The organism is Variovorax sp. GW823-FHT02B07 (assembly GCF_058797695.1).
This window is the reverse complement of the sequence record NZ_JBXAJX010000001.1, coordinates 482,204-508,667: the sequence shown is the minus strand read 5'-3', so window position 1 is coordinate 508,667 and position 26,464 is coordinate 482,204. Positions and strand designations below refer to the sequence as shown.

Annotated in this window: 23 protein-coding genes; 7 read left to right on the top strand and 16 right to left on the bottom strand. The window is 69.9% G+C overall.

The window, feature by feature from the left end; all coding sequences use genetic code 11:
* The first annotated feature begins 17 nt into the window (after nt 1-17).
* Complete coding sequence (locus tag AC1RGU_RS02435; protein ID WP_492694480.1) at nt 18-1,055, top strand: AraC family transcriptional regulator; 1,038 nt, start codon at nt 18-20, stop codon at nt 1,053-1,055.
* Here the strand turns inward: AC1RGU_RS02435 and AC1RGU_RS02430 are convergent.
* The 8 genes from AC1RGU_RS02430 to AC1RGU_RS02395 all read right to left on the bottom strand — a co-directional run bounded on the left by AC1RGU_RS02430 (nt 1,052) and on the right by AC1RGU_RS02395 (nt 9,152).
* Entirely contained in the window at nt 1,052-2,017 is a 966-nt protein-coding gene (locus AC1RGU_RS02430; RefSeq protein WP_492694478.1) for an ABC transporter substrate-binding protein, read from the bottom strand. The genes AC1RGU_RS02435 and AC1RGU_RS02430 overlap by 4 nt on opposite strands.
* Nucleotides 2,018-2,050: 33 nt before the next feature.
* Nucleotides 2,051-3,193 carry a c-type cytochrome gene (locus AC1RGU_RS02425; protein ID WP_492694476.1) on the bottom strand — a complete coding sequence of 381 codons (1,143 nt, stop codon included), beginning with the start codon at nt 3,191-3,193 and terminating at the stop codon, nt 2,051-2,053.
* A 109-nt stretch (nt 3,194-3,302) separates the two neighbouring features.
* Nucleotides 3,303-4,091, bottom strand: a complete 789-nt coding sequence (locus tag AC1RGU_RS02420) for an ABC transporter ATP-binding protein (RefSeq protein ID WP_492694474.1) — start codon at nt 4,089-4,091, stop codon at nt 3,303-3,305.
* Complete coding sequence (locus AC1RGU_RS02415) at nt 4,085-5,152, bottom strand: ABC transporter permease (RefSeq protein ID WP_492694472.1); 1,068 nt, start codon at nt 5,150-5,152, stop codon at nt 4,085-4,087. The genes AC1RGU_RS02420 and AC1RGU_RS02415 overlap by 7 nt, the downstream gene beginning before the upstream one ends.
* The gene (locus tag AC1RGU_RS02410; protein ID WP_062482528.1) at nt 5,149-6,150 is read right to left on the bottom strand and encodes an ABC transporter substrate-binding protein; all 1,002 of its coding nucleotides are present in this window, start codon (nt 6,148-6,150) and stop codon (nt 5,149-5,151) included. Before AC1RGU_RS02410 ends, AC1RGU_RS02415 begins: the two co-directional genes overlap by 4 nt.
* A 32-nt stretch (nt 6,151-6,182) precedes the next feature.
* Nucleotides 6,183-7,007 (bottom strand): class II aldolase/adducin family protein, encoded by an 825-nt coding sequence (locus AC1RGU_RS02405; RefSeq protein WP_492694470.1) that lies wholly within the window; start codon nt 7,005-7,007, stop codon nt 6,183-6,185.
* Nucleotides 7,008-7,010: 3 nt separating this feature from the next.
* On the bottom strand, nt 7,011-8,120 hold the full coding sequence (locus AC1RGU_RS02400; protein ID WP_369644272.1) for an LLM class flavin-dependent oxidoreductase: 1,110 nt from the start codon (nt 8,118-8,120) through the stop codon (nt 7,011-7,013).
* A 33-nt stretch (nt 8,121-8,153) separates the two neighbouring features.
* Complete coding sequence (locus AC1RGU_RS02395; RefSeq protein ID WP_492694468.1) at nt 8,154-9,152, bottom strand: ABC transporter substrate-binding protein; 999 nt, start codon at nt 9,150-9,152, stop codon at nt 8,154-8,156.
* 147 nt (nt 9,153-9,299) lie between these two features.
* On the opposite strand from AC1RGU_RS02395, the gene AC1RGU_RS02390 reads away from it, so the two are divergent.
* From AC1RGU_RS02390 to AC1RGU_RS02375, 4 genes are read left to right on the top strand one after another with little or no spacing between them, the layout of a single operon-like run.
* Entirely contained in the window at nt 9,300-10,532 is a 1,233-nt protein-coding gene (locus AC1RGU_RS02390) for an acyl-CoA dehydrogenase family protein (RefSeq protein ID WP_492694466.1), read from the top strand.
* A complete protein-coding gene (locus tag AC1RGU_RS02385) occupies nt 10,529-11,500 on the top strand; it encodes an ABC transporter substrate-binding protein (RefSeq protein ID WP_492694464.1) in 972 nt (323 codons plus the stop codon). The genes AC1RGU_RS02390 and AC1RGU_RS02385 overlap by 4 nt, the downstream gene beginning before the upstream one ends.
* The gene (locus tag AC1RGU_RS02380) at nt 11,497-12,096 is read left to right on the top strand and encodes a cysteine dioxygenase family protein (RefSeq protein ID WP_062477560.1); all 600 of its coding nucleotides are present in this window, start codon (nt 11,497-11,499) and stop codon (nt 12,094-12,096) included. The genes AC1RGU_RS02385 and AC1RGU_RS02380 overlap by 4 nt, the downstream gene beginning before the upstream one ends.
* Nucleotides 12,093-13,721 carry a rhodanese-related sulfurtransferase gene (locus AC1RGU_RS02375; protein ID WP_492694462.1) on the top strand — a complete coding sequence of 543 codons (1,629 nt, stop codon included), beginning with the start codon at nt 12,093-12,095 and terminating at the stop codon, nt 13,719-13,721. Before AC1RGU_RS02380 ends, AC1RGU_RS02375 begins: the two co-directional genes overlap by 4 nt.
* 72 nt (nt 13,722-13,793) lie before the next feature.
* Here AC1RGU_RS02375 and AC1RGU_RS02370 read toward each other — a convergent pair whose 3' ends face one another.
* From AC1RGU_RS02370 to AC1RGU_RS02350, 5 genes are all read right to left on the bottom strand, one after another.
* Entirely contained in the window at nt 13,794-15,263 is a 1,470-nt protein-coding gene (locus tag AC1RGU_RS02370) for a DEAD/DEAH box helicase (RefSeq protein WP_062477554.1), read from the bottom strand.
* 130 nt (nt 15,264-15,393) lie between these two features.
* Nucleotides 15,394-16,281 (bottom strand): KPN_02809 family neutral zinc metallopeptidase, encoded by an 888-nt coding sequence (gene ypfJ / locus AC1RGU_RS02365; RefSeq protein WP_159277955.1) that lies wholly within the window; start codon nt 16,279-16,281, stop codon nt 15,394-15,396.
* A 112-nt stretch (nt 16,282-16,393) separates the two neighbouring features.
* On the bottom strand, nt 16,394-16,960 hold the full coding sequence (gene dcd, locus AC1RGU_RS02360) for a dCTP deaminase (protein WP_062477547.1): 567 nt from the start codon (nt 16,958-16,960) through the stop codon (nt 16,394-16,396).
* Nucleotides 16,961-17,045: 85 nt separating this feature from the next.
* The gene (gene guaD / locus AC1RGU_RS02355; protein WP_095744216.1) at nt 17,046-18,332 is read right to left on the bottom strand and encodes a guanine deaminase; all 1,287 of its coding nucleotides are present in this window, start codon (nt 18,330-18,332) and stop codon (nt 17,046-17,048) included.
* A gap of 102 nt (nt 18,333-18,434) precedes the next feature.
* Nucleotides 18,435-19,550: a BMP family ABC transporter substrate-binding protein gene (locus AC1RGU_RS02350; RefSeq protein ID WP_095744215.1), complete on the bottom strand. Its 1,116-nt coding sequence runs from the start codon at nt 19,548-19,550 to the stop codon at nt 18,435-18,437.
* Here AC1RGU_RS02350 and AC1RGU_RS02345 point away from each other — a divergent pair.
* Entirely contained in the window at nt 19,549-20,487 is a 939-nt protein-coding gene (locus AC1RGU_RS02345) for a hypothetical protein (RefSeq protein ID WP_157754981.1), read from the top strand. The genes AC1RGU_RS02350 and AC1RGU_RS02345 overlap by 2 nt on opposite strands.
* Before the next feature lie 89 nt (nt 20,488-20,576).
* Here the strand turns inward: AC1RGU_RS02345 and AC1RGU_RS02340 are convergent, their stop codons facing one another.
* Both AC1RGU_RS02340 and AC1RGU_RS02335 read right to left on the bottom strand, forming a co-directional pair.
* Complete coding sequence (locus tag AC1RGU_RS02340) at nt 20,577-21,404, bottom strand: SDR family NAD(P)-dependent oxidoreductase (protein ID WP_492694458.1); 828 nt, start codon at nt 21,402-21,404, stop codon at nt 20,577-20,579.
* A 104-nt stretch (nt 21,405-21,508) separates the two neighbouring features.
* Nucleotides 21,509-22,456 (bottom strand): GlxA family transcriptional regulator, encoded by a 948-nt coding sequence (locus AC1RGU_RS02335; RefSeq protein ID WP_492694456.1) that lies wholly within the window; start codon nt 22,454-22,456, stop codon nt 21,509-21,511.
* Nucleotides 22,457-22,631: 175 nt separating this feature from the next.
* On the opposite strand from AC1RGU_RS02335, the gene AC1RGU_RS02330 reads away from it, so the two are divergent.
* Complete coding sequence (locus AC1RGU_RS02330) at nt 22,632-23,897, top strand: MFS transporter (protein ID WP_492694454.1); 1,266 nt, start codon at nt 22,632-22,634, stop codon at nt 23,895-23,897.
* Here the strand turns inward: AC1RGU_RS02330 and AC1RGU_RS02325 are convergent.
* Nucleotides 23,887-26,424 carry a penicillin acylase family protein gene (locus tag AC1RGU_RS02325; RefSeq protein ID WP_492694452.1) on the bottom strand — a complete coding sequence of 846 codons (2,538 nt, stop codon included), beginning with the start codon at nt 26,422-26,424 and terminating at the stop codon, nt 23,887-23,889. The two genes, AC1RGU_RS02330 and AC1RGU_RS02325, sit on opposite strands and share 11 nt — an antisense overlap.
* Nucleotides 26,425-26,464: the final 40 nt, after the last annotated feature.

Genomic DNA, 26,464 nt, shown 5'->3' with positions numbered 1-26,464 from the left:
CGCTCCGACCTCGCCCTATGACGCACAGCGCCGCCACGGCCCCCGAACGCCCCCTCTGTCCCCCGGGCGTGGCGCACAGCCATTTCGACGTGCACGCAGAGCCGCCCGACCGGCAGTTCCTGGCCTGGCGCGCGCGCGTCGGCCATGTGATGGACGCCCTGCCCTCGCGCGACGCGCTCGAGCGCCCCTTCCACGCCGCGATCGACCGCTACGACGTGGGCGGCCTGGTCTTCACCGAATGCCGCTCCGACACGCTGGTGCTGGAGCGCTCGCTGGCCCGCGTGTCGACCGACAGCGTGCGCGACTTCGTGTTCCATGTGTTCGAGGAAGGCGGCGTGGACGACCTGCGGGTGCGCGCCACGCCGGGTGCACGCCGCAAGGGAGAACCGCCGCCCGCCCCCGCCGGCACGCCCACCATCCTCGCGCTGGACATGAACCAGCCGGTGCGCATGCGGCGCCACGACTGCCGGGTCCACACCTTCTTCGTGCCCGGCGCGCTGGTGCAGGAGAGCTTCCCCGACCCCGAGGCCCTGCACGGGCGCACGCTGGCCTGCACCACGCCGCTGGCGCGGCTGGCGGCGGGGCATGCGATCTCGCTGGCGCGCCACATCGGCGGCATGACGCCGGCGGCGGCCCAGAGCGCGGTGCGCACGGGCGCGCAGCTGGTGGTGTCGGCCTTCGGCAAGCAGGCCGGCTTCGACGGCAACGCGCGCGCGGCGGCACGCGCCGCCATGTTCGACCGGGTGCGCCGCCATGTGCAGACGCACCTGCACCGCGCCGACCTCACGCCCGAGAGCGTGCTGGCCGCGCTGCAGCTGCCGCGCCCCACGCTGTACCGCATGTTCCAGCACGAAGGCGGGCTGGGCAGCTACATCCGCAGCCTGCGGCTGCGCCAGGCGGCGAGCGACCTGGCGCGCTACCCGCATGTGATGGTGACCGACATCGCCTACGGCGCCGGCTTTCGCAGCGCCTCGGACTTCAGCCGCGCCTTTCGTCGCGCCTACGGCATCGCACCGCAGGACTTCCGCGTGCAGGCGCTCGAACGACGGCCCTAAGCAGCTGCGTTGAAGAAGCCCGTGTCGAACGTGCCCTTCACGTCGAGCGGCTGCTTGATGAGCCCCACCTGCCGGTAGAAATCGGCTGTGCCCTGCTGGTCGGCGATGACCTGCGCGTCGATGGCCACCCACTGCTGCTGGCGGCGCTCGAACTGCAGCTTCGCCGCCTCGGGCGGAATGCCGATGATGCGTGCGAGCGTGGCCGAGAAGGCATCGACGTTGCGGTACGACCAGCGCTGCGCCTTCACCACGCGCTGCAGAAAGTCCTGCAGCACCGGCCGCTTGGCGGCAATGGCAGCGTCGGTCGCGGCGAGGTAGCTCAGCCCCGGCAGCAGGCCGCGCCCGCTGACCAGCACGCGCGCATGGCGGCTGATTTCGGCCAGCGCGGTGTAGGGCTCCCAGGTGGCCCAGGCATCGACCGAGCCTTGCGTGAGTGCGAGCTTGGCATCGGCCGGCGCGAGGAAGCGCAGGTTCACATCCTCGGGCTTCAGGCCCGCCGCGGTGATCGCCTTGAGCGTGACGTAGTGGCCGATGGAGCCGCGGTTGGTGGCGACGCTCTTGCCCTTGAGTTCGGCCGCGCTCTTGAGCGGCGAATCGGGCCGCACCAGCACCGCCGTGCCGTAGGCGTCGGAGCGGTTCGCGCCGATGGCCTTGACGCGCGTGCCGGCCGCGAGCGCGAAGATCAGCGGCGCATCGCCGATCGGACCCGAATCGACCGCGCCCGCGTTGAGCGCTTCGGCCAGCGGCGCGGCGGCCGGGAACTCCGACCACTGGATGTCGTAGCCCAGGCCTTCGAGCCCGCCCGCCGCTTCGAGCAACGCGCGCAGCCCGCCCTTCTGGTCGCCGGCCTTGAGCACCGGGCGGCCCTGCGCGCGGACGAAGGCGGGCAAGGTGGCGGTCGTGGCAGCGGCAAGGCCGCCGGCAAGCAGCTGGCGGCGCGATCGGTCGAGGTGTGAGGTCATGGGTTCGTTCTCCGTGGAAGCAGTGAAAAGAAATCAGTGGATGAAGCCGCCCTTGACGAAGCGCACCGGCTCGGCGTCCATGCGGGCGATGAGCGCGCCCAGGCCATCGAGCGGCAGCACGGCGCCTTTCGCCGAAGCGGCCGGCGGGCTGTCGCTGCGGCACAGCAGGTCGTCGTCGGACCAGCCGGCCTGTCCCGGCTGGCCGCGCACGCGCAGCCAGCCGTCGCGGTCGGCGATCAGCTGCATGCCCGCGAGCTGGTCGGTGCCCGCGATGAGCGCCAGCGCCTCCCACGCGGCCGGTGAATCGGCCACGCAATCGGCGGTGACACCTGCGGACTTCGCCCCGGGCGGCAGCAGCTGCACCGTCACCAGGCGCGGGTCTTCGCTCGGCGCGACCGCGCCCGCCACGACGCGCACGCGCTGCCCGCGCCACTGCGCGAGCGACCGGGGCGCCTGCGCGCCGCAGCGCACCGCCATGTCGGGCAGGCCCACGGGTTGCGGCCAGTGGCCCAGCGTACGCAGGCTCTGGCCTGCGCCCTGCGCCTTCATGTAGTCGATGAGCGCCCAGGCATCGGCCGCGTCGAGCGGGCCGTCGAAGCCGGGCATGGCGGCGGTGCCGTGAAGCACGCGCCAGAGCAGGTCGCCATCGGCGCGGCGCCACAGCAGCGGGCCCGTGAGGTTCGGCGGCCACACGGCGAGCGAGGCGGCCAGCGGCCCTTCGCCCTTGCCGTCGGTGCCGTGGCAGCTCACGCAGTGCTGCGCATAGAGCACGCGCCCCTTCGCAATGGAAGCGGCCGTGAAGCCAGTCGGCGACGCCTGGAAACTCGTCGGCGTCGCAGGCACCAGCACGACGTTCGCGTGGGGCCATGGCGCAACGATCAGCAGCATCGGCACCAGCGCGAGCAGGTACCAGCGCGGACGCCGCCAGACCAGCGCAATCAACAGCAGCAACAGCGCCACGCCCACGCACACCAGCGTCCATGCGAGGCTGCGCGCCTGCCCCAGGTCGATCAGCAGGTTCTCGCCCGACAGCCGGTGCGCCCACGGCCACGCCGGCTGGCCATTCACCTTTTGCACGAGGCCGAGCGCATCGAGCACGCGCAGCAGCTGCAGTTGGGCGCCCTGGAGCAGGTCGATCAGGAAATTGAGCCAGTCGGCTTCCGGCAGAGCGTTCATATCTGTTCAAGGGGGCCGCCGCGCACGGCCGCCCGAAGCGGCCGGCCCGCCCCCGGTAGGGGGTTGGCGAAGCGACACGAAGTGCGCGCAGCCTGGGGGCGAGCTACATCTACCAGGTGGCGTCGAGCCCCAAGTGGCGCAGCGCTTCGTGGCGCAGTTCAGCAAGACGCGCGTGCCCGCGATGCCGCGGGTACGGCAAATCGACCACGAGCTCCGCCGCGATGCGCGCCGGCCGGTCGCTCAGCACGATCACGCGGTTGGCGAGGAACAGCGCCTCTTCCACGTCGTGCGTCACCAGCAGCGCCGAGAAGCCCGCGCGCTGCCACAGGTTGACCAGCTCGCTCTGCATCGCGATGCGCGTGAGCGAGTCGAGCTTGCCCAGCGGCTCGTCGAGCACCAGCAGTTGCGGGTCGTTGACCAGCGCACGCGCCAGCGCCACGCGCTGCGCCATGCCGCCCGAGAGCTGGTGCGGAAAGGCTTTCGCGAAGTCGGCGAGGCCGACGAGCTTCAGCGCTTCGTCGACGCGCCCGCGTTGCGCCTTGAGCACGCCGCGCGCCTGCAGGCCGAGCGCCACGTTGTCCCACACGCTGCGCCAGGGGTAGAGCGTCGGGTCTTGAAAAACGACGATGCGCGACGGATCGGGCCGCGTGATGGGTGCGCCGTCCTGCGTGATGCGCCCGGCCGTGGCGGGCTCGAGGCCGGCCACGAGGCGCAGCAGCGTCGACTTGCCGCAGCCGCTCGGCCCGAGCAGCGCGACGAACTCGCCGGGCTTCACCGTGAGGTCGATGTCGTCGAGCACCTGCAGCGGCCCGGCCGGCACATCGAACCAGTGGCTCACGCCCTGGATGTCGATCTGCGCGCCGGCCTGGCGCACGTTGGCTTCAACGGTGGCTACCATTTCACGGTCCCCTTCTGCCACGACAGCACGCGGTCGCGCACCTTGAACAGCAGCGTGATCAGGCCCGAGCACAGCAGCGCCATCACGATCAGCGCCGCGTACATGTTCGAGTACGAGGCCCACCCCTGCGCCCACGACAGGTAGAAGCCCAACCCGGCCTTCACGCCCATCATCTCGGCCGTCACCAGCACCGAGAAGGCGGCGCCCAGCCCCATGAACAGGCCCACGAACACCTGCGGCAGCGCGGCGGGAATCGCCACGCGCAGCACCAGGAAGCGCTCGCTCGCGCCCATGGTGCGCGCCACGTCGTAGTAGTTGCGGTTGACGCCCGCCACGCCCGACCACGTCAGCACCGCCACCGGAAAGCCCGTGGCCAGCGCGATCAGGAACACGGCCGCCGCGTAGCTCGACGGAAAGAAGAAGAACGCCAGCGGCAGCAGCGCCGAGGCCGGCACCGGCCCCACGAAGCGCAGCACCGGATGCACCCAGTAGCCCGCGATGCGCGACCAGCCGATGGTCACGCCCGTGAGAAAGCCCGCCAGCGCGCCCAGCACGAAGCCGTGGGCGAGCAGCCGCGCCGAATGCGCCAGGCTTTCGCCGAGGCGGCGCCAGTCGTCGATGTAGGTTTCGATGAGACTCTGCGGCGGCGCGAAGAACGGCGTGGGCAGCAGCGCGAGCTTGGCCGTCGCGATCTCCCAGATCGCGAACAGCACCGGCAGCGCGACCAGCCATGGCCCGGCCGGCCGCAGCGTGCGCGCCACGCGGCCGGCGCGCGTGCCGAGCAGCGCCACGAGCAGAAGCGCTGCGCCGATGGCGATGGCGGCGATGCCGAACTCGTCGGTGTAGGCCCAGTCGCTGAAGCCCACGGCCTTGTTGGGCCAGTAGACGGTGAGCATGCCCAGCGCGATCCAGCCCGCGCTCGCAAGCGCGCCGGTGCGCCAGAAGCCTTCGGCGGGACGCGCGAACACGGAAGCCGGCGCGGCCTTCTCGATGCCAGGGCGGCGCCAACTGCCCGGCGCCGACGGCGGTGCTTCCAGCACCCGGTCGATGACGGCGCTCATGCCAACGGATCGAAGGACACGTGCTCCGCGAAGCGCACCGGGTCGGTGGTCTTCTTGAGCACGCCGACGCCGCGGAAATCGCGCGCGTAGAACTCCACCTCGTCGCGCAGCTTGCGGCCCAGCGGGTGGTGGTTGTGCGTGAGCGTGCCCAGCAGCGCGCGCAGGTCTTCGACCGGCACCTTGGGCGAATACTTGGCGAAGAGCTTGGCCGATTCGTTCGGGTTCTCGGCCACGTAGTCGGAGGCCTGCGCGATGGCGCGCACCAGCGAGGCAACGGTCGCCTTGTCCTTGCGCACCAGCTCGCCGCGCGCGCCGACGATGCAGCAGACCTTGTCCTTGTACTCGCCCGAGAGGTTGCTCGCGAGCTCGACGAAGGTGCCCTGGTTGCGCTTTTCGATCAGGTACACGTTCGGGTCGCCGTCGGCGATGGCGTGGATCTCGCCCTTCTTCACCGCGATGTCGAGCAGGTCGGCCGGGTACTGGCGCCAGGTCACGTCGCGGTCGGCGTCGATGCCGTTCTTCGCGAGCAGGATCGAGAAGAAGTTCTTGCCCGGGCTCGCGATGTCCGACACGCCGATGATCTTGCCCTTGAGGCTGGCCAGGCTGGTGGCGCCCGCGTCCTTGGCGCCCACCAGGCGCACGCAGCCGCCGTGCGAGCTGCCGACGATCTTCACGTCGAAGCCCGATTCGAGCGGCTTGAGCCAGCGGTGGATCATGCCCACGGCCGCGTCGGCCTTGGCGGTGGCGAGCGATTCGAGCAGCTGGTCGGTCGAGCCCGTGTAGTTGATGAGGTCCACCTGCAGGCCGTTGCGCTCGAAGTAGCCGCGCTCCTGCGCCACCACCACGGGCGAGAGGCAGAAGGCCGCGGCGTTCCAGGCGAAGGTGAGCTTGCGCGCCTGCTGCGAGAAGGCCTGCGAGGCGATGAGGCCGCCCGAGGCGACCACGGCGGCGGCGGCGCCGGTGCGCAGCACGCTGCGGCGGGAAAGGGATGCGTTCATCGGGGAAAGGCTCCGGGGGTTCGTCGTCATTGTCAAAGCAGGAGTTCGGGTTCGGCCTCGACCAGGCCTTCGTACAGGCTGTCGAAGGAATGGATCGCGCCTTCGGGCCCGCCGATCTGGCCGTGCGTGTGGCGCGCGGTGGCTTCGTCGATCGGCTGCGGCGTGCCTGCCGCCTCGGCCAGCAATTGCGTGTGGCAGGCGTTGTCCAGCGCGATGTACCACCACGCGGCGGCCTCCACGGTGGGGCCGGCCGTCAGGATGCCGTGGTTCTTGAGGATGGCGCCCTTCCTGTCGCCCAGCGCGCGGGCGATGCGATCGCCCTCGCTGGTGTCGACCACCATGCCGGTGAAGTCGTCGAACAGCGCCACGTCGTCGTGGAACACGCAGCTGTCTTGCGTGAGCGTGTCGAGCTTGCGGCCCAGCGCGGACCAGGCCTTGCCGTAGGTCGAGTGCGTGTGGGCGGCGGCCACGATGTTCGGGTTGTGCTCGTGGATCGCGGCGTGGATAGCGAAGGCGGCCTTGTTGAGCGGCCGGTCGCCGACGACCGTCTCGCCTTTCGAATTGACGAGCAGCAGGTCGGACACCTTGATGCGCGAGAAGTGCACGCCCAGCGGGTTGACCCAGAAGTGGTCGGTCAGCTCGGGGTCGCGCGCGGTGATGTGGCCGGCCAGGCCTTGGGCAAAGCCGAAACGGGCGAAGAGGCGGAAGGCGCCCGCCAGGCGCTCCTGCCGGTGGCGGCGTTCGGCCTGCACGGTGGGGCGCGGCGGAATGGGGTCGAACCAGTGCTTCTGCTGCGGGTTCGCGTGCAGCTTCAGCGGCTGGGTCGCGCTGCGGTCGATCGACAGGACGGCGCTCATGGCTCAGGCCGCCTTGCGCTGCGACTGCAGGCGCTGCGCGACGAGTTCGCGCGTGCGCGGAATCAGCGCGCGCCCATAGTCCGTCGCGTCTTCGAGCGGATCGAAGCCGCGGATCAGGAAGGTGGTCACGCCCAGGTCGTAGTAGTCGAGCAGCGCATCGGCCACCTGCTCGGGCGTGCCGACCAGCGCGGTGCTGTTGGAGCGCCCGCCGATCTCCTGCGCGACCGCGGTCCACAGGCGCTTGTCCAGGCGCGAACCCTTCTCGGCCGCGGCCAGCAGGCGCTTGGCGCCTTCGCTTTGCTGCGGACCGCCGCGGTTGTAGCCCTGCACCACGCGCAGGCGTTTCGTCTCCGCCAGGATGTTCTCGGCGCGCGCCCATGCGGCTTCTTCGGTGTCCGCCAGGATCGGGCGGAACGACACCGAGAAGCGCACGCTGCGCCCGTGCTTCGCGGCTTCGGCGCGCACGCGGGTCGTGAGTTCGCGCGCCTGGTCGAGCGATTCGCCCCACAGCGCGTACACGTCGGCGTACTTGCCCGCGACCGGAATCGCCGCCTCCGACGCACCGCCGAAGTACACGGGCACGTGCGGCTTGCCGTGGCGCGTCTGCAGCGGCTTCACTTCGGAGAACGCGTTCTGGAAACGGTAGTGCGCGCCTTCGTGGTCGAAGGGCTTCTCGGCCGTCCACACCTTGTGCAGCACCTCGAGGTATTCGTCGGTGCGGGCGTAGCGCTGGTCGTGGTCGAGCCAGTCGCCGTCGCGCTTCTGCTCTTCGTCGGAGCCGCCCGAGATGTAGTGCACGCCGAGCCGGCCGCCGCTGAACTGGTCGAGCGAGGCGAACTGGCGCGCCGCGAGCGTGGGCGCCACGAAGCCGGGGCGGTGCGCGAGCATGAAGTGGATGCGCTCGGTCACCGAGGCCGCGTAGGCCACGGTGAGCGTGGCGTCGGGGCTGGTGGAATGGTGCGGCACCAGCACGCGGTCAAAGCCGGCGTTCTCGTGCGCCTGCGCGAAGGCGCGCACGTAGTCGCGGTCGATGGCCGGGCCCTTGGCGGCGTGGATCTCCGAGACCTTCTGGCCCTGGATCATGCCGATGAATTCAACGTCGTTCTGGCTCATGGTGTCCTCGTGGATGCGGATGGAATGAAGGGGTCAGGCGGCGGGCAACCGCAGCAGGTTCTCGAAGCGGCGGTCCCACAACGGCTTCACGTCGGCGGGGCCGTCGAGCACGCCGATCTTCTGGAAGGTGTCGGCCACGTCCTGGTGACTGCGCACCACGGCGTCGGTGACGGGACCGAGGCTGTAGTCGCCGCTGCGGCCGTTGAACAGCTCGACCAGGTCACCCACGGGCACGCGCGTCTCGGCCGACTGCGCACGGGCGTAGGCCAGGAAGTTGCCGTTGATCCAGGCGAACGCGCGCTGCAGGCGCTGCAGCAGGTCGCCCAGCGCCGCGCGGCGCAGCGTGTCGTCGAGCGCGCGCGGGTTGGCGTAGATGGGGAAGTTGCCCGACAGGTAGCCCACGCCGGTCTTGACCGTGCGCGCGCCGTACTGGGTGCGCGCGAGCTGGCCGTTGTAGCCGTAGATGGCCCACGCATCGAGGTCGCCGCGCGCAAAGGCCGAGAGCCCGTCGGCCGGCGTGAGGCTCACGGGCTGGATGTCGGCGAACGACAGGCCCGCCTCGGCCAGCTGCTTGGCCAGGTAGTAGTGCGAGGTGGTGGCGCGCACGTAGCCCACGCGCTTGCCCTTGAGGTCGGCGATGCTGCGGATCGGTGCGTCCTTGCGCGCCAGCGTGGCCTGGTTGTTGAGGTCTTCGTGCGTCACGGCCACGAGCCGCACGCTCGACTTCTGCCGCGCCGCGAACACGGGCGGGATCTCGCTGCCCGAGCCCAGGTCGAGCGCGTCGCCGTTGATGGCCTCGATGTGCAGCACGCCGTTGTTGAGTTCGCGCCAGTCGATCTTGTAGGGCGTGTCGGCCTGGCCCGAGGCCGTGAGCAGCGGGCGCCACAGGCCCTTGTAGGTGCCCACGCGCAGCGTCACGCCCGACAGGTCGCGCGAGGGCGCGGCGGCCTGCGCCACGCCCGAAGCCGCCACGCCCCATGCGGCGGCGGCCTGCAGCAGGCGGCGTCGGTCCAGCGGGAAATCGGGTGTCATGCCTTGTGTTCTTTCTTCTTCACTCACTCACGAGGAGAAGCGAGACCGTACCGAGGCAGGCCCCGAAAACGAACGCAGAAAAACGAATTTGGATATGCGCGATGCATCCTTCGCGCGCTGGCAGCGGGCCTTTACCGTGCGGGCACCATGAGTGCACTCCCCTTGCGCCGCGCGCCGGCCGTTCCCGAAACAGACACCCCGCCCTCCGTCGATCCCGCCGTGCTGGCCCGCCTGTCGGCCCAGTTCGCGGCCACGGCGGAAGACCACGACCGCAGCGGCGCCTTTCCGCGCCAGAACTTCGAGGCGCTGCAGGCGCACGGCCTGATCGGCCTCGTCGCGCCCGCCGCATACGGCGGCGGCGGTGCCACGCTGGCCACGGCGCGGCGCGTGATCGCGGCGGTGGCACGCGGCGAGCCCGCCACCGCGCTGATCCTCACCATGACCTACCTGCAGCACCAGGCGCTCGCGCGCCGCGAGAGCCGCTGGCCCGCGCACCTGCGCGAGCGCGTGGCGCGCGACGCGGTGGCGCACGGCGCGCTCATCAACGCACTGCGCGTGGAGCCCGCGCTGGGCTCGCCGGCGCGCGGCGGCCTGCCCGGCACCGTGGCGCGGCGCACGCCCGAGGGCTGGCGCATCGACGGCCACAAGCTCTACACGACGGGCATCGAGGGCCTGTCGTGGCTGGCGGTCTGGGCGCGCACCGACGAGGCCGCGCCGCGCACCGGCGTGTTCCTGGTGCCGCGCGACGCGCCCGGCATCCGCGTGATCGCGAGCTGGGACCACCTGGGCCTGCGCGCCTCGGGCAGCCACGAGGTGGTGTTCGAGGACGTCGCCATTGCCGCCGACCACGCCGTCGACCTGCGCGCGCCCGCCGACTGGGCGCCCAGCGCCGGCAGCCAGACCGACATCGACGCCCATGCGGCGCAGCAGGCCTGGATGGTCGTGCTGCTGGGCAGTCTCTACGACGCCGTGGCGCGCGCCGCGCGCGACTGGCTGGTCCACTTCCTGAACCGGCGCGCGCCCGGCAGCCTGGGTGCGCCGCTGGCGAGCCTGCCGCGCGTGCAGGAGCAGGTGGGCGAGATCGAGGCGCTGCTGCGCACCAACCGCGTGCTGCTCGACGACGCCGCCGCCGCGGTCGACAGCGGCCACACGCCGCCCGCCGCCGACAGCGGCCTGCTCAAGCACACCGTGACCACGCACGCCATCCGCGTGGTCGAGCTGGCGCTGCAGCTGAGCGGCAACCACGGCCTCACGCGCCAGAACCCGCTCGAACGCCACTACCGCGACGTGCTGTGCAGCCGCATCCACACGCCGCAGAACGACGCGATCCTGGTCGCGGCGGGCCAGCGTGCGCTGCAGGCTTCAGGAGCTGCAGCATGAGCGCGCTGCCAATTTCTCGCCGCACCTGGCTCGCACAAGGCGCCGCGCTGTCGCTGGCCGTGGCCGGCCCGTTGCGCGCCCTGGCGCAACCCCAGGCCACGCTGGTGCTCGGCGACCAGGCCGGCGGTCTGCGCTCGCTGTTCGAGGCCTCCAAGGCCCTCGACGACGCGCCCTTCGCCTACCGCTGGGCCAACTTCCAGGGCGCCGCGCCGCTGTTCGAGGCGCAGCGCAGCGCCGCCGTCGACACCGCGATGGCCGGCGACCTGCCCGTGCTCGCGGCGGCCGTCGGCAAGACGCCGCTGAAGATCGTCGCCACGCGCGTGGGCAAGGCCGAGTCGCTGGGCATCGTGGTGCAGCCCGACTCGCCGCTGCGCCGCGTGGCCGACCTGCGCGGCCAGACGGTGGTCGTCTCGTCGGCGCGCGGCAGCATCTCGCAGTACCAGCTCTACGGTGCGCTCGAAGAGGCCGGCGTGCGGCGCGACGAGGTCACGGTGAAGTTCGTGCTGCCCACGGACGCGGCCGCCGCGTTCGCGTCGAAGCAGATCGACGCCTGGGCCATCTTCGATCCCTACTACGCGATCGCGCTGCAGCAGGGCGGGCGCATCCTGCGCGACGGGCGCGGCATCAACACGGCGCTGGGCTTCATCACCGCGAGCGAGCATTCGCTGGCCGATGCGGCCAAGCGCGCGGCCATCGTGCAGTTTCTCGAGCGGCTTGCCCGCGCGGGCGACTGGGCGCTGGCCAACCCCGAGGCCTATGCGCAGGCCTACAGCCAGCTCACGCGGCTGCCGATCGCGTCGGCGCGCCTCATCACGGCGCGCGCCTCGGTAGCGGGGCGGCCCGTGAGCGAGGCCGACATCGTCGCGCTGCAAACTGTGGCCGACCGCTCGGCGCGTGACGGTATCCTTCCCACACGCGTGGATGTGCGCGCGATCACCGACACCCAACTCTGGAAACGCCCCGCATGATTGCTCCGCTGCGCGATTTCGTCGGCGCCTTCGGCCGGCTGCTCGACAGCCGGCCCGACGAGCCGCGCATCCTGTCCGAAGGCGGCGCGCTGCTGCGCACGCTGGTGGCGCGCGACGACTGGCTGCCCGACGCCTTCGCCGTGGCCGACCCGACCTACTACCAGCAGTTTTTGCTGCACGCCGACAGCACCGAGCGCTTCTCGGTCGTGAGCTTCGTCTGGGGACCAGGCCAGGCCACGCCGATCCACGACCACACGGTGTGGGGCCTCATCGGCATGCTGCGCGGCGCCGAGTACAGCCAGCCCTACGCGCTCGACGCCGACGGCACCGCGCGGCCCCAGGGCGAGCCGGTGCGGCTCGACGCGGGCCATGTCGAGGCCGTGTCGCCCACCGTGGGCGACCTGCACCGCGTGCACAACGCGCACGCCGACCGCGTGTCGATCAGCATCCACGTGTACGGCGCCAACATCGGCGCCGTGCGCCGCCACACCTACCCGGCCGAAGGCGGGCGCAAGCCCTTCGTCTCCGGCTACTCCAACACGCTGCTGCCCAACCTGTGGGACCGCTCCGCCGAACTCCGAAACACTGCCGCATGACGACGACAACGACCGCCTCCTTTCCCCTGCTGCCCTTCGCCGCGCTGCGCGAACGGCTGATCGCGCGCGAGGAGACCGCGCTGCTCGACCTGCGCGAGGAAGACCCGTTCGCGCAGGAGCACCCGCTGTGGGCCGCCAACCTGCCGCTGTCGCGCATCGAGATCGAAGCGTGGCGGCGCATTCCGCGGCGCGACACCTTCATCGTGCTGTACGGCGCACACGACGGTGTCGATCTCGCGCCGCCGGCGGCACGCACCTTCGCCGCGCTCGGCTACACCAACGTGCACCTGCTCGACGGCGGGCTCGAAGGCTGGCGCGCGGCGGGCGGCGAGCTGTTCCGCGACGTGAACGTGCCGAGCAAGTCCTTCGGCGAACTGGTCGAGCACGAGCGGCACACGCCGTCGCTGTCGGCGCCCGAGGTGAAGGCGCTCATCGACAGCCGCGCCGACGTGGTCGTGCTCGACGCGCGCCGCTTCGACGAATACCAGACCATGAGCATCCCCTCGGCCACCAGCGTGCCGGGCGCCGAGCTGGTGCTGCGCGTGCGCGAGCTCGCGCCAAACCCGGCCACGCGCGTGATCGTGAACTGCGCGGGCCGCACGCGCAGCATCATCGGCACGCAGTCGCTCGTGAACGCGGGCATCCCGAACCCGGTCGCGGCGCTGCGCAACGGCACCATCGGCTGGAAGCTCGCGGGCCAGGAGCTCGACCACGGCGCGGGCCGGCAGGCACCGGCTGCAGTTTCGGAAGCCAACCGCGCCCACGCACAAGCCGACGCGCGCCGCGTGGCCGACGCCGCGGGCGTGCGCCGCATCGCGCTCGACACGCTCGAGGCCCCGGGCCGCACCGTGTACCGCTTCGACGTGCGCACGCCCGAGGAATACACCGCCGGCCACCTGCCCGGCTTCGCGAGCGCGCCCGGCGGGCAGCTGGTGCAGGAAACCGACCACCAGGTGCCGGTGCGCGGCGCACGCATCGTGCTGGCCGACGACGACGGCGTGCGCGCATCGATGAGCGCCTCATGGCTCGCGCAGATGGGCTGGGAGGTGTATGTGCCCGATGCGGTGCCGCCAGCCGCAGCGCACAGCGAGACCGGCACGCCGACGTCGGCCTACCCGCCCGTCGCGGCCACGGTCGCCGAGATCGCGCCCCAAGCCTTGGCCGAGTTGCTGAAGCAGCAACCCGCCACCGCCGTGATCGACGTGACCACAAGCGCCAACTACGTGAAGCGCCACATTCCCGGCGCCTGGTACGCGATCCGCGCGCAGCTCGCCCAGGCGCTCGACCGCCAGGCCCTTCCGTCCGCGCCGCGCTACGTGCTGACCTGCGGCAGCAGCCTGCTCGCACGCTACGCCGCCGCGGACCTGCGCGCCCTGCTCGACGCACGCGGCCAGCGCGATGTGGAGGTGCAGGTGCTCACGGGCGGCAACACCGCCTGGTTCGCCGCCGGGCTGCCGGCCGAGACCGGCGAGACCCGCCTGGCCACCGCCCGCACCGACCGCTATCGCCGGCCCTACGAGGGCACCGACGCACCCGCAGAAGCCATGCAGGCCTACCTGGACTGGGAGTTCGGGCTGGTGGAGCAGCTGGGGCGCGACGGCACGCATCACTTCCGCGTGGCCTGAGCGCGCAGAGCGCAGACGAAAAAAAGCCGGGCATGCCCGGCTTTTCTGCTTTCACTGTCGCGCGACCCCGGCTCAACCCGGCTCGGCCGCCTTGAACAGCGCCGCGACCTTGCGCTTGCTCTTGATGTTGCTCGAGATGCCGCGTGCGGGCGCGGCCTTGGCCGACGCTTCCCAGGCCGGCGCGGCTTCGCGTTCGCCGGATTCGTAGGGCTTGTCGAAGAACGGATCGCGCGGCGCGGACGGTGCGCGGTGCGGGCGTCCGCCTCCGCTCATGCTGCGGCGGGTATCGGCTTCGCGGCGTTCGCGCGGCTGGTCGAGCACGTCGCGTGCGTCGCCGGCTTCGCCTTCTTCACGCCAGTGGCGGCGTCCGTCGTTGATGCGACCGCGCGGGCGGTCTTCTTCGAACTCGACGGGTTCGAGCTCGATCTTCTTCTTGATCAGCTTCTCGATGTCGGCCACCAGGCGCGCATCGTTGCCGCCGCTGGCGAAGCTCACGGCCAGGCCCGAAGCGCCGGCACGACCCGTGCGGCCGATGCGGTGCACGTAGTCTTCGGCGTTGAACGGGATGTCGAAGTTGAAGACGGCGGGCACGTCCTTGATGTCGAGGCCGCGGGCCGCGACGTCGGTGCACACCAAGAGGTCGACTTCGCCGGCCTTGAACGAGGCGAGCGCCTTCAGGCGTTCGTCCTGGCTCTTGTCGCCGTGCAGTGCGGTGGTACGCAGACCGTCGCGCTCCAGCGAGCGTGCGAGGCGCGCGCAGCCGAGCTTGCTGTTGACGAACACGAAGGCCTGCGTAATGCCGCGCTGCTTGACGATCTGCTTGAGCGCACGGCGCTTGTCGTCGTCAGAGACGCTGTAGAAGTGCTGTTCGACGGTGGAGGCCGTTTCGTTCGGCCGCGCCACTTCGATGGTGACCGGGTTCTGCAGGTAGCTGCTGGCCAGTCGCTTGATCTCGGGCGAGAAGGTGGCCGAGAACAGCAGCGTGGTGCGCTGCTTGGGCAGGTAGCTCAGGATGCGCTGCAGGTCGGGCAGGAAGCCGATGTCGAGCATGCGGTCGGCCTCGTCGAGCACGACGTATTCGACCTGGTTGAGCACCGCGTTCTTGGCTTCGATGTGATCGAGCAGACGGCCCGGCGTGGCCACGAGCACTTCGACGCCCTTCTTCAGCTCCAGCGTCTGGGGCTTCATGTCGATGCCGCCGAACACGACCGTGCTGCGCAGGTTGGTGTACTTGGCGTACAGCTTGACCTGTTGCGCGACCTGGTCGGCCAGTTCACGCGTGGGCAGCAGCACCAGCGCACGCACCGGATGCCGCGCGGGCGAGGTAGAGGCGTTTTCGTGCTTGAGCATGCGCTGCAGCAAGGGCAGCGAGAACGCCGCCGTCTTGCCGGTGCCGGTCTGCGCGGCGCCCATCACGTCCTGGCCTGAAAGCACGACCGGAATGGCCTGTGCCTGGATGGGCGTCATGGTCTCGTAGCCCATTTCGGCCACGGCGCGGGCCAGCGGTTCTGCCAGCGATAGATTGGAGAAGGACATTGTCATTGAGCCTTCTATTGTCGCATTGCCGCAAAAAACGGCAGTGACAACGAAACGACAACATCCGCGCAGGCCGAATTGCTATTTATTCAATAGCAAAAACCCCAATGAATCCGGGGCTCTCGGGAGACAATCTTTACAGATTGCGCGCGTTGAAGGTGTCGCAGGACTTCATTTCACCCGTCTGGTAGCCCGTGCCGAACCAGCGTTGGCGCTGTGCACTGGAGCCGTGGGTGAAGCTGTCGGGCACCACGGCGCGGCCCGCCGAGCGCTGCAGGGCGTCGTCGCCGATCTTCTGCGCGGCGTTCATGGCGGCCTCGATGTCGCCCGGGTCGAGCCACTTCTTCGACTCCTGCGAGTGGTGCGCCCACACGCCGGCGAAGCAGTCGGCCTGCAGCTCGACGCGCACGCTGATGGCGTTGTTCTGCGACTGGCTCAGGCGCCCGCGCATGCCGTCGACCTTGGCGGTGATGCCCAGTTCGTCCTGCACATGGTGGCCCACCTCGTGCGCGATGACGTACGCCTGCGCGAACTCGCCCGGCGCGCCGAGCTGGTTCTTGAGGGTGTCGTAGAACGCCAGGTCGATGTAGACCTTCTTGTCGCCCGGGCAGTAGAACGGCCCCATGGCCGACTGACCGGTGCCGCAGGCCGTGGGCGTGGCGCCGCGGAACAGCACGAGCCGGGGCGCCTGGTAATTGCCGCCGCTCTTGCGGAAGAGATCGGTCCAGACCACTTCGGTGTTCTTCAGCACGGTGGAGACGAAGGCCGCCTCGCGGTCGCCGGTGGGCGGCTTGGGCGCGGGGCCTTGTTGCTGTTGCTGCACCTGGACTGGGTCGCCGCCGCCGCTGAGCAGGCTCAGCACGGTGAGCGGGTTGATGCCGAAGATCCAGCCGGCGATGAGCGCGACCGCTATGGTGCCGATGCCGATGCCTCGCCCGCCGATGAAGCCGCCGCCTCCGCCGCCACCCCCGCCGTCACGGCGGTCTTCGACGTTGTCGGATTGTTCGTTGCCTTCCCATCTCATCGCAGTCTCCTTGCCGGCTTGCTGAACGGCGTATTTGCCGGAACGTCGCAGGATGGTACTTGGCCCGGCCGCCCGGAACGTAACCGGCAGTCAGGATGCCTGTATCAGGCTGTCAGGTCTTGGGCAGCGTGACGCCGCGCTGGCCCTGGTACTTGCCGCCGCGGTCCTTGTAGCTGGTCTCGCAGACCTCGTCGCTCTCGAAGAACAGCACCTGCGCGCAGCCTTCGCCCGCGTAGATCTTGGCGGGCAGCGGCGTGGTGTTGCTGAACTCCAGCGTCACGTAGCCTTCCCACTCGGGCTCGAACGGGGTCACGTTGACGATGATGCCGCAGCGTGCGTAAGTGCTCTTGCCCAGGCAGATGGTCAGCACGTTGCGCGGGATGCGGAAGTACTCCACGGTGCGCGCCAGCGCGAAGCTGTTGGGCGGAATGATGCAGTAGTCGCCGTGCATGTCGACGAAGCTCTTCTCGTCGAAGTTCTTCGGGTCGACCACGGTGCTGTGGATGTTGGTGAAGACCTTGAACTCGGGCGCGCACCGGATGTCGTAGCCGTAGCTCGAGGTGCCGTAGCTGATGATCTTGTGGCCGTCGTTCTCGCGCACCTGGCCCGGTTCGAAGGGATCGATCATTCCTTCGTTCTCGGCCATGCGCCGGATCCATTTGTCGCTCTTGATGCTCATATGCGCTCGCTGATGCTGCTGCGGGGGAAATCGGGGCCGAATTGTGGCATGGGCGCCCTGCGCGCCCTCCCCCTGCCGGCGCCGCTCAGCCCGCCTGCGAAATCACCGTGCGCTCGACCAGCCGGTCGTCGCCCAGCACGATCATCGCGAACAGCAGCTCTTCGAGGTTGTTGGCCAGCGAGGTCTTGCGCGCCAGGAGCGGCGTGGCGGACGGGTTCAGCACCAGGAAGTCGGCCTCACAGCCCGGCTGCAGGTTGCCGACCACGCCGTCCAGCCCCAGCGAACGCGCCGCGCCGCCGGTGTGGTGCCACCACAGCCGCGAGGGCGCGATGCTCAGGCCGGTTTTGGTCTGGCCCTCGCGGCCCACGTAGTACGCGGCCAGCATGGTGTGGAAGGGGCTGAAGCTGGTGCCGCCGCCCACGTCGCTGGCCAGGCCGTAGGGTTGCTCGAGGCGGTCGGCCGCGCCGAAGTCGAAGAAGCCGCTGCCCAGAAACAGGTTGCTCGTGGGGCTCACGGCGGCGGCCGTCTTGGTCTCGTGCATGAGCGCACGATCGGTGTCGTCCAGGTAGATGCAGTGGGCGTACACGGCGCGCTCGCGCAGCAGGCCGAAGTCGGCGTACACGTCCAGGTACGAGCGCGACTTGGGGTACAGCTCGCGCGCCCACTTCACCTCGTCGCGGTTCTCGGCCACGTGCGACTGGATCCAGGTGTCGCCGTACTTCGCGGCCAGCTCGCCGGCACCGCGCATCTGCGCGTCGGTGCTGGTGGGTGCGAAGCGCGGCGTGATGGCATAGCCCAGGCGATCGACGTTGTGCCACTTGCGGATCAGCGCCTCGGTGTCGACCAGGCTCTGCTCGGTGTCGTCGCGCACGCCGTCGGGCGAGTTGCGGTCCTGCAGCACCTTGCCGGTGATCATGCGCAGCTGGCGGCGCTGCGCGCTCTCGAAGAAGGCGTCGACCGAGGCGACGTGCGAGGTCGCGAAGGTCAGCGAGGTGGTCACGCCGTTGCGCAGCAGCTCGTCGAAGAACACGTCGGCCACCACGCGCGAGTGCGCGGGGTCGGCGAACTTGCTTTCGGCCGGGAAGGTGTAGTTCTCGAGCCAGGGCAGCAGGCCGGCGGCGGGCGCGCCGATGATGTCGGTCTGCGGGTAATGCACGTGCATGTCCACGAAGCCCGGCGCCAGGATGCGGCCCGGCAGGTGGGTGGTGTGGGCGCCGGCATGGCGCTGCGACACGTCGGCATGGCTGCCGGCGTCGAGCACGCGCTGGCGGCCGGTGCTGTCGGGGGCGACGACCAGCAGGCCGTCCTCGTCGAAGACAGGCAGGCCGGCGGCGTCGAATCGCAGGAGGGAGGCGCGGTAGGCTTTTTTCATCGTAGATGCGGAGGGTAATCCAGCCTCGGACGGCGGGAATTGCCCTGCGCGTATGAGTGCTATACGCGCAACGCTCTCTTCAAACGGGGCAAAAGGCCGCGCTCAGCGCGTCACCCGCCCCTGCACGCCCTCGGCCAGCCAGTTCATCTGCAGGATCTGTTCGTCGCTCAGCTGCGCACCCTTGGCGATCGCGACGCGGCCTTCGTTGTCGCGCACATCGGCCGCCACCGCGCGGAACGGCTGCAGCTTGCCGGCCGCGATGTCCTTCTGCCGCGCCAGCACCTCGTCCTGCACGGCCTTGGGTACCTTCGTGCCGAAGTCGCCGACGCGGATCATTCCTTCCTTCACGCCGCCCCAGAGGTTGCTGCTCTTCCAGGTGCCGTCGAGCACGGCCTTCGCGCGTTGCGTGTAGTAACCGCCCCACTGGTGCGTGACCGCGACGATCTGCGCGTCGGGCGCGATCTTGCGCATGTCGGAGTGGTAGGCCACGGCCATCTTGCCGCGCTCCTGCGCGGCGGCCATCACGGCGGTCGAGCCCGTGTGGAAGGCGAGCACATCGGCGTTCTGGTTGAACAGCGCCATGGCCGCGTCGCGCTCCTTCGGCGGATCGAACCACTCGTTGAGCCACACCACGATCACCTTGGCCTTCGGGTTCACCGAGCGCATGCCGAGCGTGAAGGCGTTGATGCCCTGCAGCACCTCGGGAATCGGAAAGCCCGCCACGTAGCCGGCCACGTTCGTCTTCGTCATGCGCCCGGCCGCGATGCCCGCGAGGTAGCGGCCTTCGTAGTAGCGGGCGTTGGCGGTCGCCACATTGGGCGCGGTCTTGTAGCCGGTGATCGATTCGAACTTCACGCCAGGAAAGTCCTTCGCGACCTTCAGCGTCGGCTCCATGTAACCGAAGCTGGGCGTGAAGATCAGCTGGCTGCCCTGCTGCGCAAGGTCGCGGATCACGCGCTCGGCGTCGGCGCCCTCAGGCACGTTCTCGACGAAGACGGTGTTCACGCGGGGGCCCAGCGCGGCCTCGACAGCCTTGCGGCCTTCTTCATGCTGGCGCACCCAGCCGGCATCGGTGACCGGCGTGACGTAGACAAAGCCGACCTTCAGCGCATCCTTGGCGAGAGGCGGCTTCGGCGGCGCGGTCTGGGACAGGGCGGGAGATAAAAAGCAAGCGGCTGCCAGCGCCAGAACGGCGCGGCCCGCGAGGTTTTTGTACATGGTGGTCCTCTACATGGCCCCGGAAAAGCAAAACCCCGCAGCAGGCCGGGACGCCCTGCTGCGGCGTTCGGATTTTAATGCCGCAGCCTCCCGCCAGCCATGGCCGCCGCAGAACGCGAACGCATCCTGCCGAACAGACGCATCGGATGCCGCGGCCAGGAACGCCGCACACTCACTACGATCCGTGCCTCCGCATCACACCCTGCCAGCCATGACCCTCAGCATGCATTTCGACTTCACGCCGCTGCCCCGAACGCCCGTGCTCGAGCCATGCATCGTCGCCAACGCGGCGGGCTACGACCTCTTCACCAACGAGACCGTCACCCTGGCCTTCGGCACGAAATGCGTGATGGTGAAGGCCAAGAACCGCGATCCGATCCCCTTGCCCTACTTCGAGCTGGCCGAGCTCACGATCGAGAACCGCGAAGTCGCGACAACGGGCGAGACCACGCAAGGCCTGGCGGGCCGGGAACACATCTCCGCCACGACGCAACCGACCCTGCAGAGCTTCATTTCCTTCGTCACGCATCTCGGCGAACTGCACCTGTTCTACCGCGGCATGCCGCCGACCGTGCTGCGCATGGCACTGGCCGAGGCCTTCGCCGTCTGGCGCCAGCACCAGCCGGAATGGCTCGAGAAGCGACGCAAGGTCGTGGATGCCTATGCCGACAGCGAAGGACTGGACGCGCAGACACGCGACGCGCTGAAAGCAAGGTTGCTGACGCCGATCGTGCCGCCTGCGTCGGCCGCGCCGCTCTCGTTTCCTTCCGCGGGCTTCCCCACCGACGACATGCCGGCGCCGGACACCTTCGACCCCGCGACCCGCCTCGGCGTGTGCCCCTCGTGCAATGCGGAGATTCCGTACTTCTCCGAGGAATGCCCCCAGTGCCGGGCACTTTTCGGACCGGACTCCGCATGGCAGGTGCGGCCGCTCTGACCGACCCTGAAGTGAAGTCTGGCAGGCGGAGTTCCCGGGGCACATCTTCTTCGTGCACGACCGACGGCCTCACCTGCCGAACGCAGGCGTCATGCAGGTAGCGCGGCGGCACCGGCGCCATAGCGCGCGGCCGGCGCCGTGCTGGACAACCGGCCCGACATCGCACGCCGCGCCGCATCGAACGCATCCCACTCGGCCGGATCAGGCAGCGCCGGAATCGTGACCTGCTCGCCCTGGTCGAGCCCCGCAAGGGCGGCATCGACCATGTCTTCCGCGGTCATCACGATCTCCTTGGGCAGGTGCGCCATCGGCACGCCCGCGACGCCCCAGAACTCGGTGGCTGTCGCGCCGGGCAGCACCGCCTGCACGCGCACGCCCTTGTCCTTCAGCTCGTGCTGCAGCGACTGGCTCAGCGCCAGCACGAAGGCCTTGGTGCCGCCGTACACGCCGTTGAGCGTCTCGGGCGAGATCGCCACGATGGAGGCGATGTTCACCAGCGTGCCGCCGCCGCGTTCGACGAAACCCGGCACAGCCGCGTAGGTGAGCCGCGTGAGCGCGCTCACGTTGAGCTCGATCATGTCCGCCATCTTGTCGATGTCCGAGCCGAGCAGCGGCGCGGCGGCGCCGAAGCCGGCGTTGTTCACCAGCAGGGTGATGTCGCCGCGGGTGCGCAGCACGGCTTCCACGGACGCGATGTCCTTCCGGTCGGACAGGTCGGCCGGGAGAACCTCGACCTTGCGCCCGGTCTCGTCCGAGAGCTTCGCGGCCAGCGCGGCGAGGCGTTCGCGGTTGCGCGCCACCAGGATCAGGTCGAAGCCGCGCCGCGCGAGACGGTCCGCGTACACGGCGCCGATGCCCGACGACGCGCCGGTGATGAGGGCCGTGCCCTTGTTCAGATTTGCTTGCGTTGCAGTCATGGAGTTTCCTTCGTCGCCACGGGTGTGTGGCCGTGGGGAGAAGTCTCTTCCTGCAAGGAGATGGCGTAAATGTCATATAAGCCACCTTTCAGGACATACGCTGCTCAAGCCGCCGCAGCCTCCCGACGGGCCACGCGGCGCACGCTCTGCGGCGGATGCCCCAGCGTGCGCAGGAAGGCGCGGCGCATGCGCTCGGGGTCGCCGAAGCCCGTTTCGCGCGCGACCACGCCGAGCGCGAGGCTGCCCTCGTCGATCAGCGCGCGTGCCGCCTCCACGCGCAGGTTCTCGACCGCATGCGCCGGCGACTGCCCGGTCTCGGCCTTGAAGGCGCGGCTGAACTGGCGCGGGCTGAGGTGCACGACCTCGGCCAGCTCGTCCACCGACAGCGTCTCGCGCAGGTTGGCGCGCGCATGCACCAGCGCCTTCTGGATGCGGTCCGACTTGGGCGCCAGTTCGAGCAGCGCGGAATGCTGCGACTGCCCGCCCGCGCGGCGGTGGTACACGACCAGTTTCCTCGCCGCGAACCGCGCCGCCTCCACCCCGAGGTCTTCTTCCACCAGTGCCAGCACGAGGTCGATGCCCGCCGTCATGCCGGCCGAGGTCCACACCGGCCCGTCGTTGATGAAGATGCGGTCGGGCTGCACCTTGACGGCGGGATGGCGCTTCTGCAGCTCGCCCGCAAAGGACCAGTGCGTGGTCGCCCGGCGTCCGTCGAGCAGGCCCGCGTCCGCCAGCCCGAAGGCGCCGGTGCAGATGCTGGTCACGCGGCGCGCGTTGCGCAGCCCCGCGCGCAGGAAGCGGCACATCTTCTCGGACGTGGGCGCGATGAAGAGCGCGCCGCTCATCACCAGCGTGTCGAACTTCCCCGTGCCGAAGCGCTTGCTGTCGGTGACCACGCCCGACGAGCTGGTCACGGGGCCGCCCTCCTCCGACAGCAGCTCGACCTGGTAGACCGGCTTGCCGGCATGGATGTTCGCGAGCTCGAACGCGGCGATGGCAGCGAGGTCGAGGATCTGAAAACCGGGGAAGACGAGCATGCCGATGCGTTTCATGGCCATGTCCTGAAAAGAGGGTTGTTTGAGGTAGCAGACGCAAGGCTAGACCAACCCGTCCCACCGCGCCAGCGGGAGGGATACGGCCTGCGCCCTTCCCGCACGGCGATGGGTGCCCCCACCAATCGGCAAGCGCCAGCCCGCGCGGGTCGTCCCACAATGGGCGTTCCCCACCATGACCAACCCGACGACAACGACAACAGGCGCCCCCACAGCCGAACCGGGCGCCCACGCACACTGGCAGCGCAACCTCGCCGTCTGCATGTTCGGCTCCTTCACGACCATCATCGCGATGACGCTGCTGCTGCCCTTCCTGCCGCTGTACGTCGAGCAGCTTGGCGTGAAGGACCACGCGGCCATCGTGCAGTGGTCGGGCGCGGCCTATGGCGCCACTTTCCTGAGCGCCGCGCTGGTCGCGCCGCTGTGGGGCCGGCTGGCCGACCGCTACGGGCGCAAGCCGATGCTGATCCGCGCGAGCCTCGGCATGGCCGTGGCGATGGCGCTGATCGGCCTGGCGGCCAACGTGTGGCAGCTCGTGGGCCTGCGGCTGCTGGCGGGGCTGCTCGGCGGGTACGCCTCGGGCTCGATGGTGCTGGTCGCCACGCAGACGCCCAAGGACCGCACCGGCTGGGCGCTGGGCACGATGTCGTCGGCCATCATGGCGGGCAACCTCGTGGGGCCGCTGGTGGGCGGGGTGCTGCCGCCGCTGGTCGGCATCCGCAACACCTTCTTCGCGGCGGGCGCGATGATCTTCATCGCCTTTCTCGCGACGGCCTTTCTCATCCGTGAAGAGAAGAAGGCGCCTTCCGCAGCGAAGCAGCGCGGCGCCTCCGACGACATCGGCTGGGCCGCCGTGCCCGACAAGCGCCCGCTGGTCGCGATGCTCTTCACCGGCATGCTGCTGATGCTCGCGAACATGTCGATCGAGCCGATCATCACGGTCTACGTCGCCACGCTGCTTGACGACCCGCAGCGCGTGACGATGATGGCCGGCCTCGTGATGTCGGCCGCCGCGCTCGGCAGCATCCTCTCGGCCTCGCGGCTGGGCAGGCTGGCCGACCGCGTGGGGCACTGGAACGTGATCGTCGGCTGTCTCGCGGTGTCGGCGCTGCTGCTGATTCCGCAGGCCTTCGTCACGGCGGGCTGGCAGCTGGTGGTGCTGCGCTTCCTGATGGGGTTGTCGCTCGGCGGGCTGCTGCCCTGCATCGCGAGCGTGATCCGCCACAACGTGCCCGAGCGCGTGGCCGGCAACATGCTGGGCTACTCGACCTCGGCGCAGTACACGGGCCAGGTCGCCGGCCCGCTGCTCGGCGGCTTCGTGGGCGGGCACATCGGCATGCGCGCCGTGTTCCTCGGCACCTGCGTGCTCATGGCCGCAGGCGCCGGGTGGAACTGGCTCGCGCAGCGAGCCGCGTCCCGTACGTCGTCCGCTACTCGCTGACGACCGCGCTGCGGTAGGCCGCGTCGGCCTTGATCTCCGCTTCGGAGAACGGCACCTTCAGCCACTGCCCCGCGCTGTAGGCCCGGGTGTAGTCGGCGTTGTGCGCCGAGGCCGGGTCGTCCGACAGCGAGAACGTGAGGAAGGTGTGGGCCTCGACGCCGCCCTCGGGGAACCGCACGATCTGCATGTAGCTGTTGCCGTTCGGGTTGCCGTCCATGGTGTAGCCGCCCTTGTCCAGACGGTTCTCCGAGCACGCGATGGTGAAGTAGCCCGGGCCGTGGCAGCCGCCGTACAGCGGGATCTTCTGGCCGCCGCGCGTGGCGAACAGGTAGTCGCCGCGCTGTGCATCGAGTGCGAAGCCGCTGGCCTCCACGCGCGCGACCGCCGCGCCGAAGGCCTGCTGCAGCGCACTCGCGGCGCCTGCCTTCAGGTCACGTGGCGTGTGGATCGGATCGCTCGCGCTGAAGGGCACGTTGTAGAGCGTGGCGGCGGATTGCAGCGACGCGCGGTTCCAGAACTCGTCCCAGATGTGTGCGCCGCGCGCGCCGAGCGTGCCCGTGTTGTTCCAGGCCCTGAGCACCGCGCAGGCCGGGCCGGTGTCCACGTCGCGTCCGATGGCGCCGCCGCCTTGCGGATCGGTCGCCACGTTGATCGTCGGCGTCGCGCACACCATGGCCAGCGCCTGGTCCTTGAACAGTTCGGCCGTCAGCACGCGGCTGTTGAGCACCATCTGCTTGACGGTCTCGGGCGTGGCCGCCTTGCCGGCGTAGCTGTCGGTGCCGTCGATGCGCGCCTGCGCCATCAGGTTGCCCAGGCGCGTGCGGAAGCTCACTGGCGCCGTGCCCGCGGGTCCCATGATCGCCGGGTAGCCGGTCATCGGCGCCTTCGGGTTCGCGAGCCAGTAGCTGTCGTTCGAGTTCTCGACATAGTCGTCGCGCAGCAAGCTCGGCAGCCGCGCCGCGCCGATGGCGCCCTTCTGCGCCGAGTCGGCATCGGTCTGCCAGTCGCATTCGCTCTTCGAGCCGTCGAAGAACGGCGCGAGCGGGAACGAGGAGGCGGCTGCCGCACCCAGCGGCGTCGTGCAGCTGGCCACCTGGGTGGGCGACACGTTGGGAACCGCGCCGATGTCGGCATACCAGGCCTTGGCCGCGCCGCGGCCCACGGCCACGGTGTTGACCCACGGAATGGCCGCTTCCTCGCGCTGGATGGCAATGAACTCGTCGAGCGACTTGGCCTGGTTCCAGCGCAGCCAGTTCTTGAAGGTGCGGTAGTTCTCGCCGTTGATGTCGCGGATCGCGAAGGCGGTGGTCTGGCTCCAGGCATAGGGCGCACCCGCCGCGGCCAGGTTGACCATCGGCCCGTACTCCGACTTGTAGAGCGTGCGCGTCACCGGCGCCACGCTGCCGTCGGCCTGCTTCACGTTGACGGTGATGTTCAGCGCCTGCATCTTCACGGGCTTGCCGTCGCGCATGTAGCTGGTCGGGTCGCCCGCCGCGAGCTTCAGTTCGTAGAAGCCGAAGCGGCGCGCGGTCGACACCGTGTGGCTCCACGCGATGTTGTCGTTGAAGCCGATGAGGATCACCGGAATGCCGAGGAACGAGGTGCCGCTGATGTTGAGCTGGCCCGGAATCGTGAGTTGCGCCTGGTAGAAGCGGTCGGGCCCGCGCCAGTACCAGTGCGGGTTGCCGAAGAGCAGCGGGCTGCTGTCGCCGGTGGCGGCCGTGCCGAAGCCGATCATGTTGCTGCCCACGCCCTCCTTGCCGCCCACCTGCAGCAGCTTGGGCACGGGCACGCTGGCCGCCGCCAGCTGCAGCGCAGGCTTCTTCGCGCCGCCGCGCGCGGCCATCTTGGTGGGCGCGGCCGGTGCCGGTGCGATCGCATTGGCGATGTTCGCAAGGAAGACGCTGTAGCCGCCCGCGAGGTTGGCCGCGTACATGCGGCGGTAGATGTCCTCGGCCGTGATGGGCTTCACCCAGGCTTCGTTGCGGCAGGCCTGGTGCGCCGTGCCGCCGGCCTTCACGTCGCGCACGTAGCGGTTGTAGCCGGCGGCGAAGCCCTCGACCAGCTGCTTCAGGTTGTCGGGCTGGGCCGCGATCATCTTCGCGAGCACGTCGGCCGAGATCACCTGCTTGTGGAAGAAGTCGGAGTCGATGTTCTTCGGCCGCGCGATGGTGCTGCTGGCCACGAGCTGCGCATCGCCGCCGAGGTACTGCGAACGCTCGCCGCGGTAGGTGAGGAAGGAGTCGGCCATCGTGCACAGGTCGTCTTCCGCCTGCGCAAAACCGTAGCCGTAGCCCACGCCGGGCCAGTTGTCGGCCTTGATGTGCGGCACGCCCAGGGCGGTGCGGCGGATCTCGGCCTTGTAGCTGCCTTCGGCCGGCGGGTTGGTGGGCGGGGTGCCGCCGATGGGAAAGAACGGGAACCCGTTGCCGCCTCCACCACCGCCACCGCAGGCGGTGAGCGTGGTCGCTGTGACCAACGCGAGCAGGGACAGCGGCATGGCGCCGCGCGAGGATGTCTGTCTCATGGATGTCTCCGGTTGATGCTCTCTTGATGGAGCACCGCCA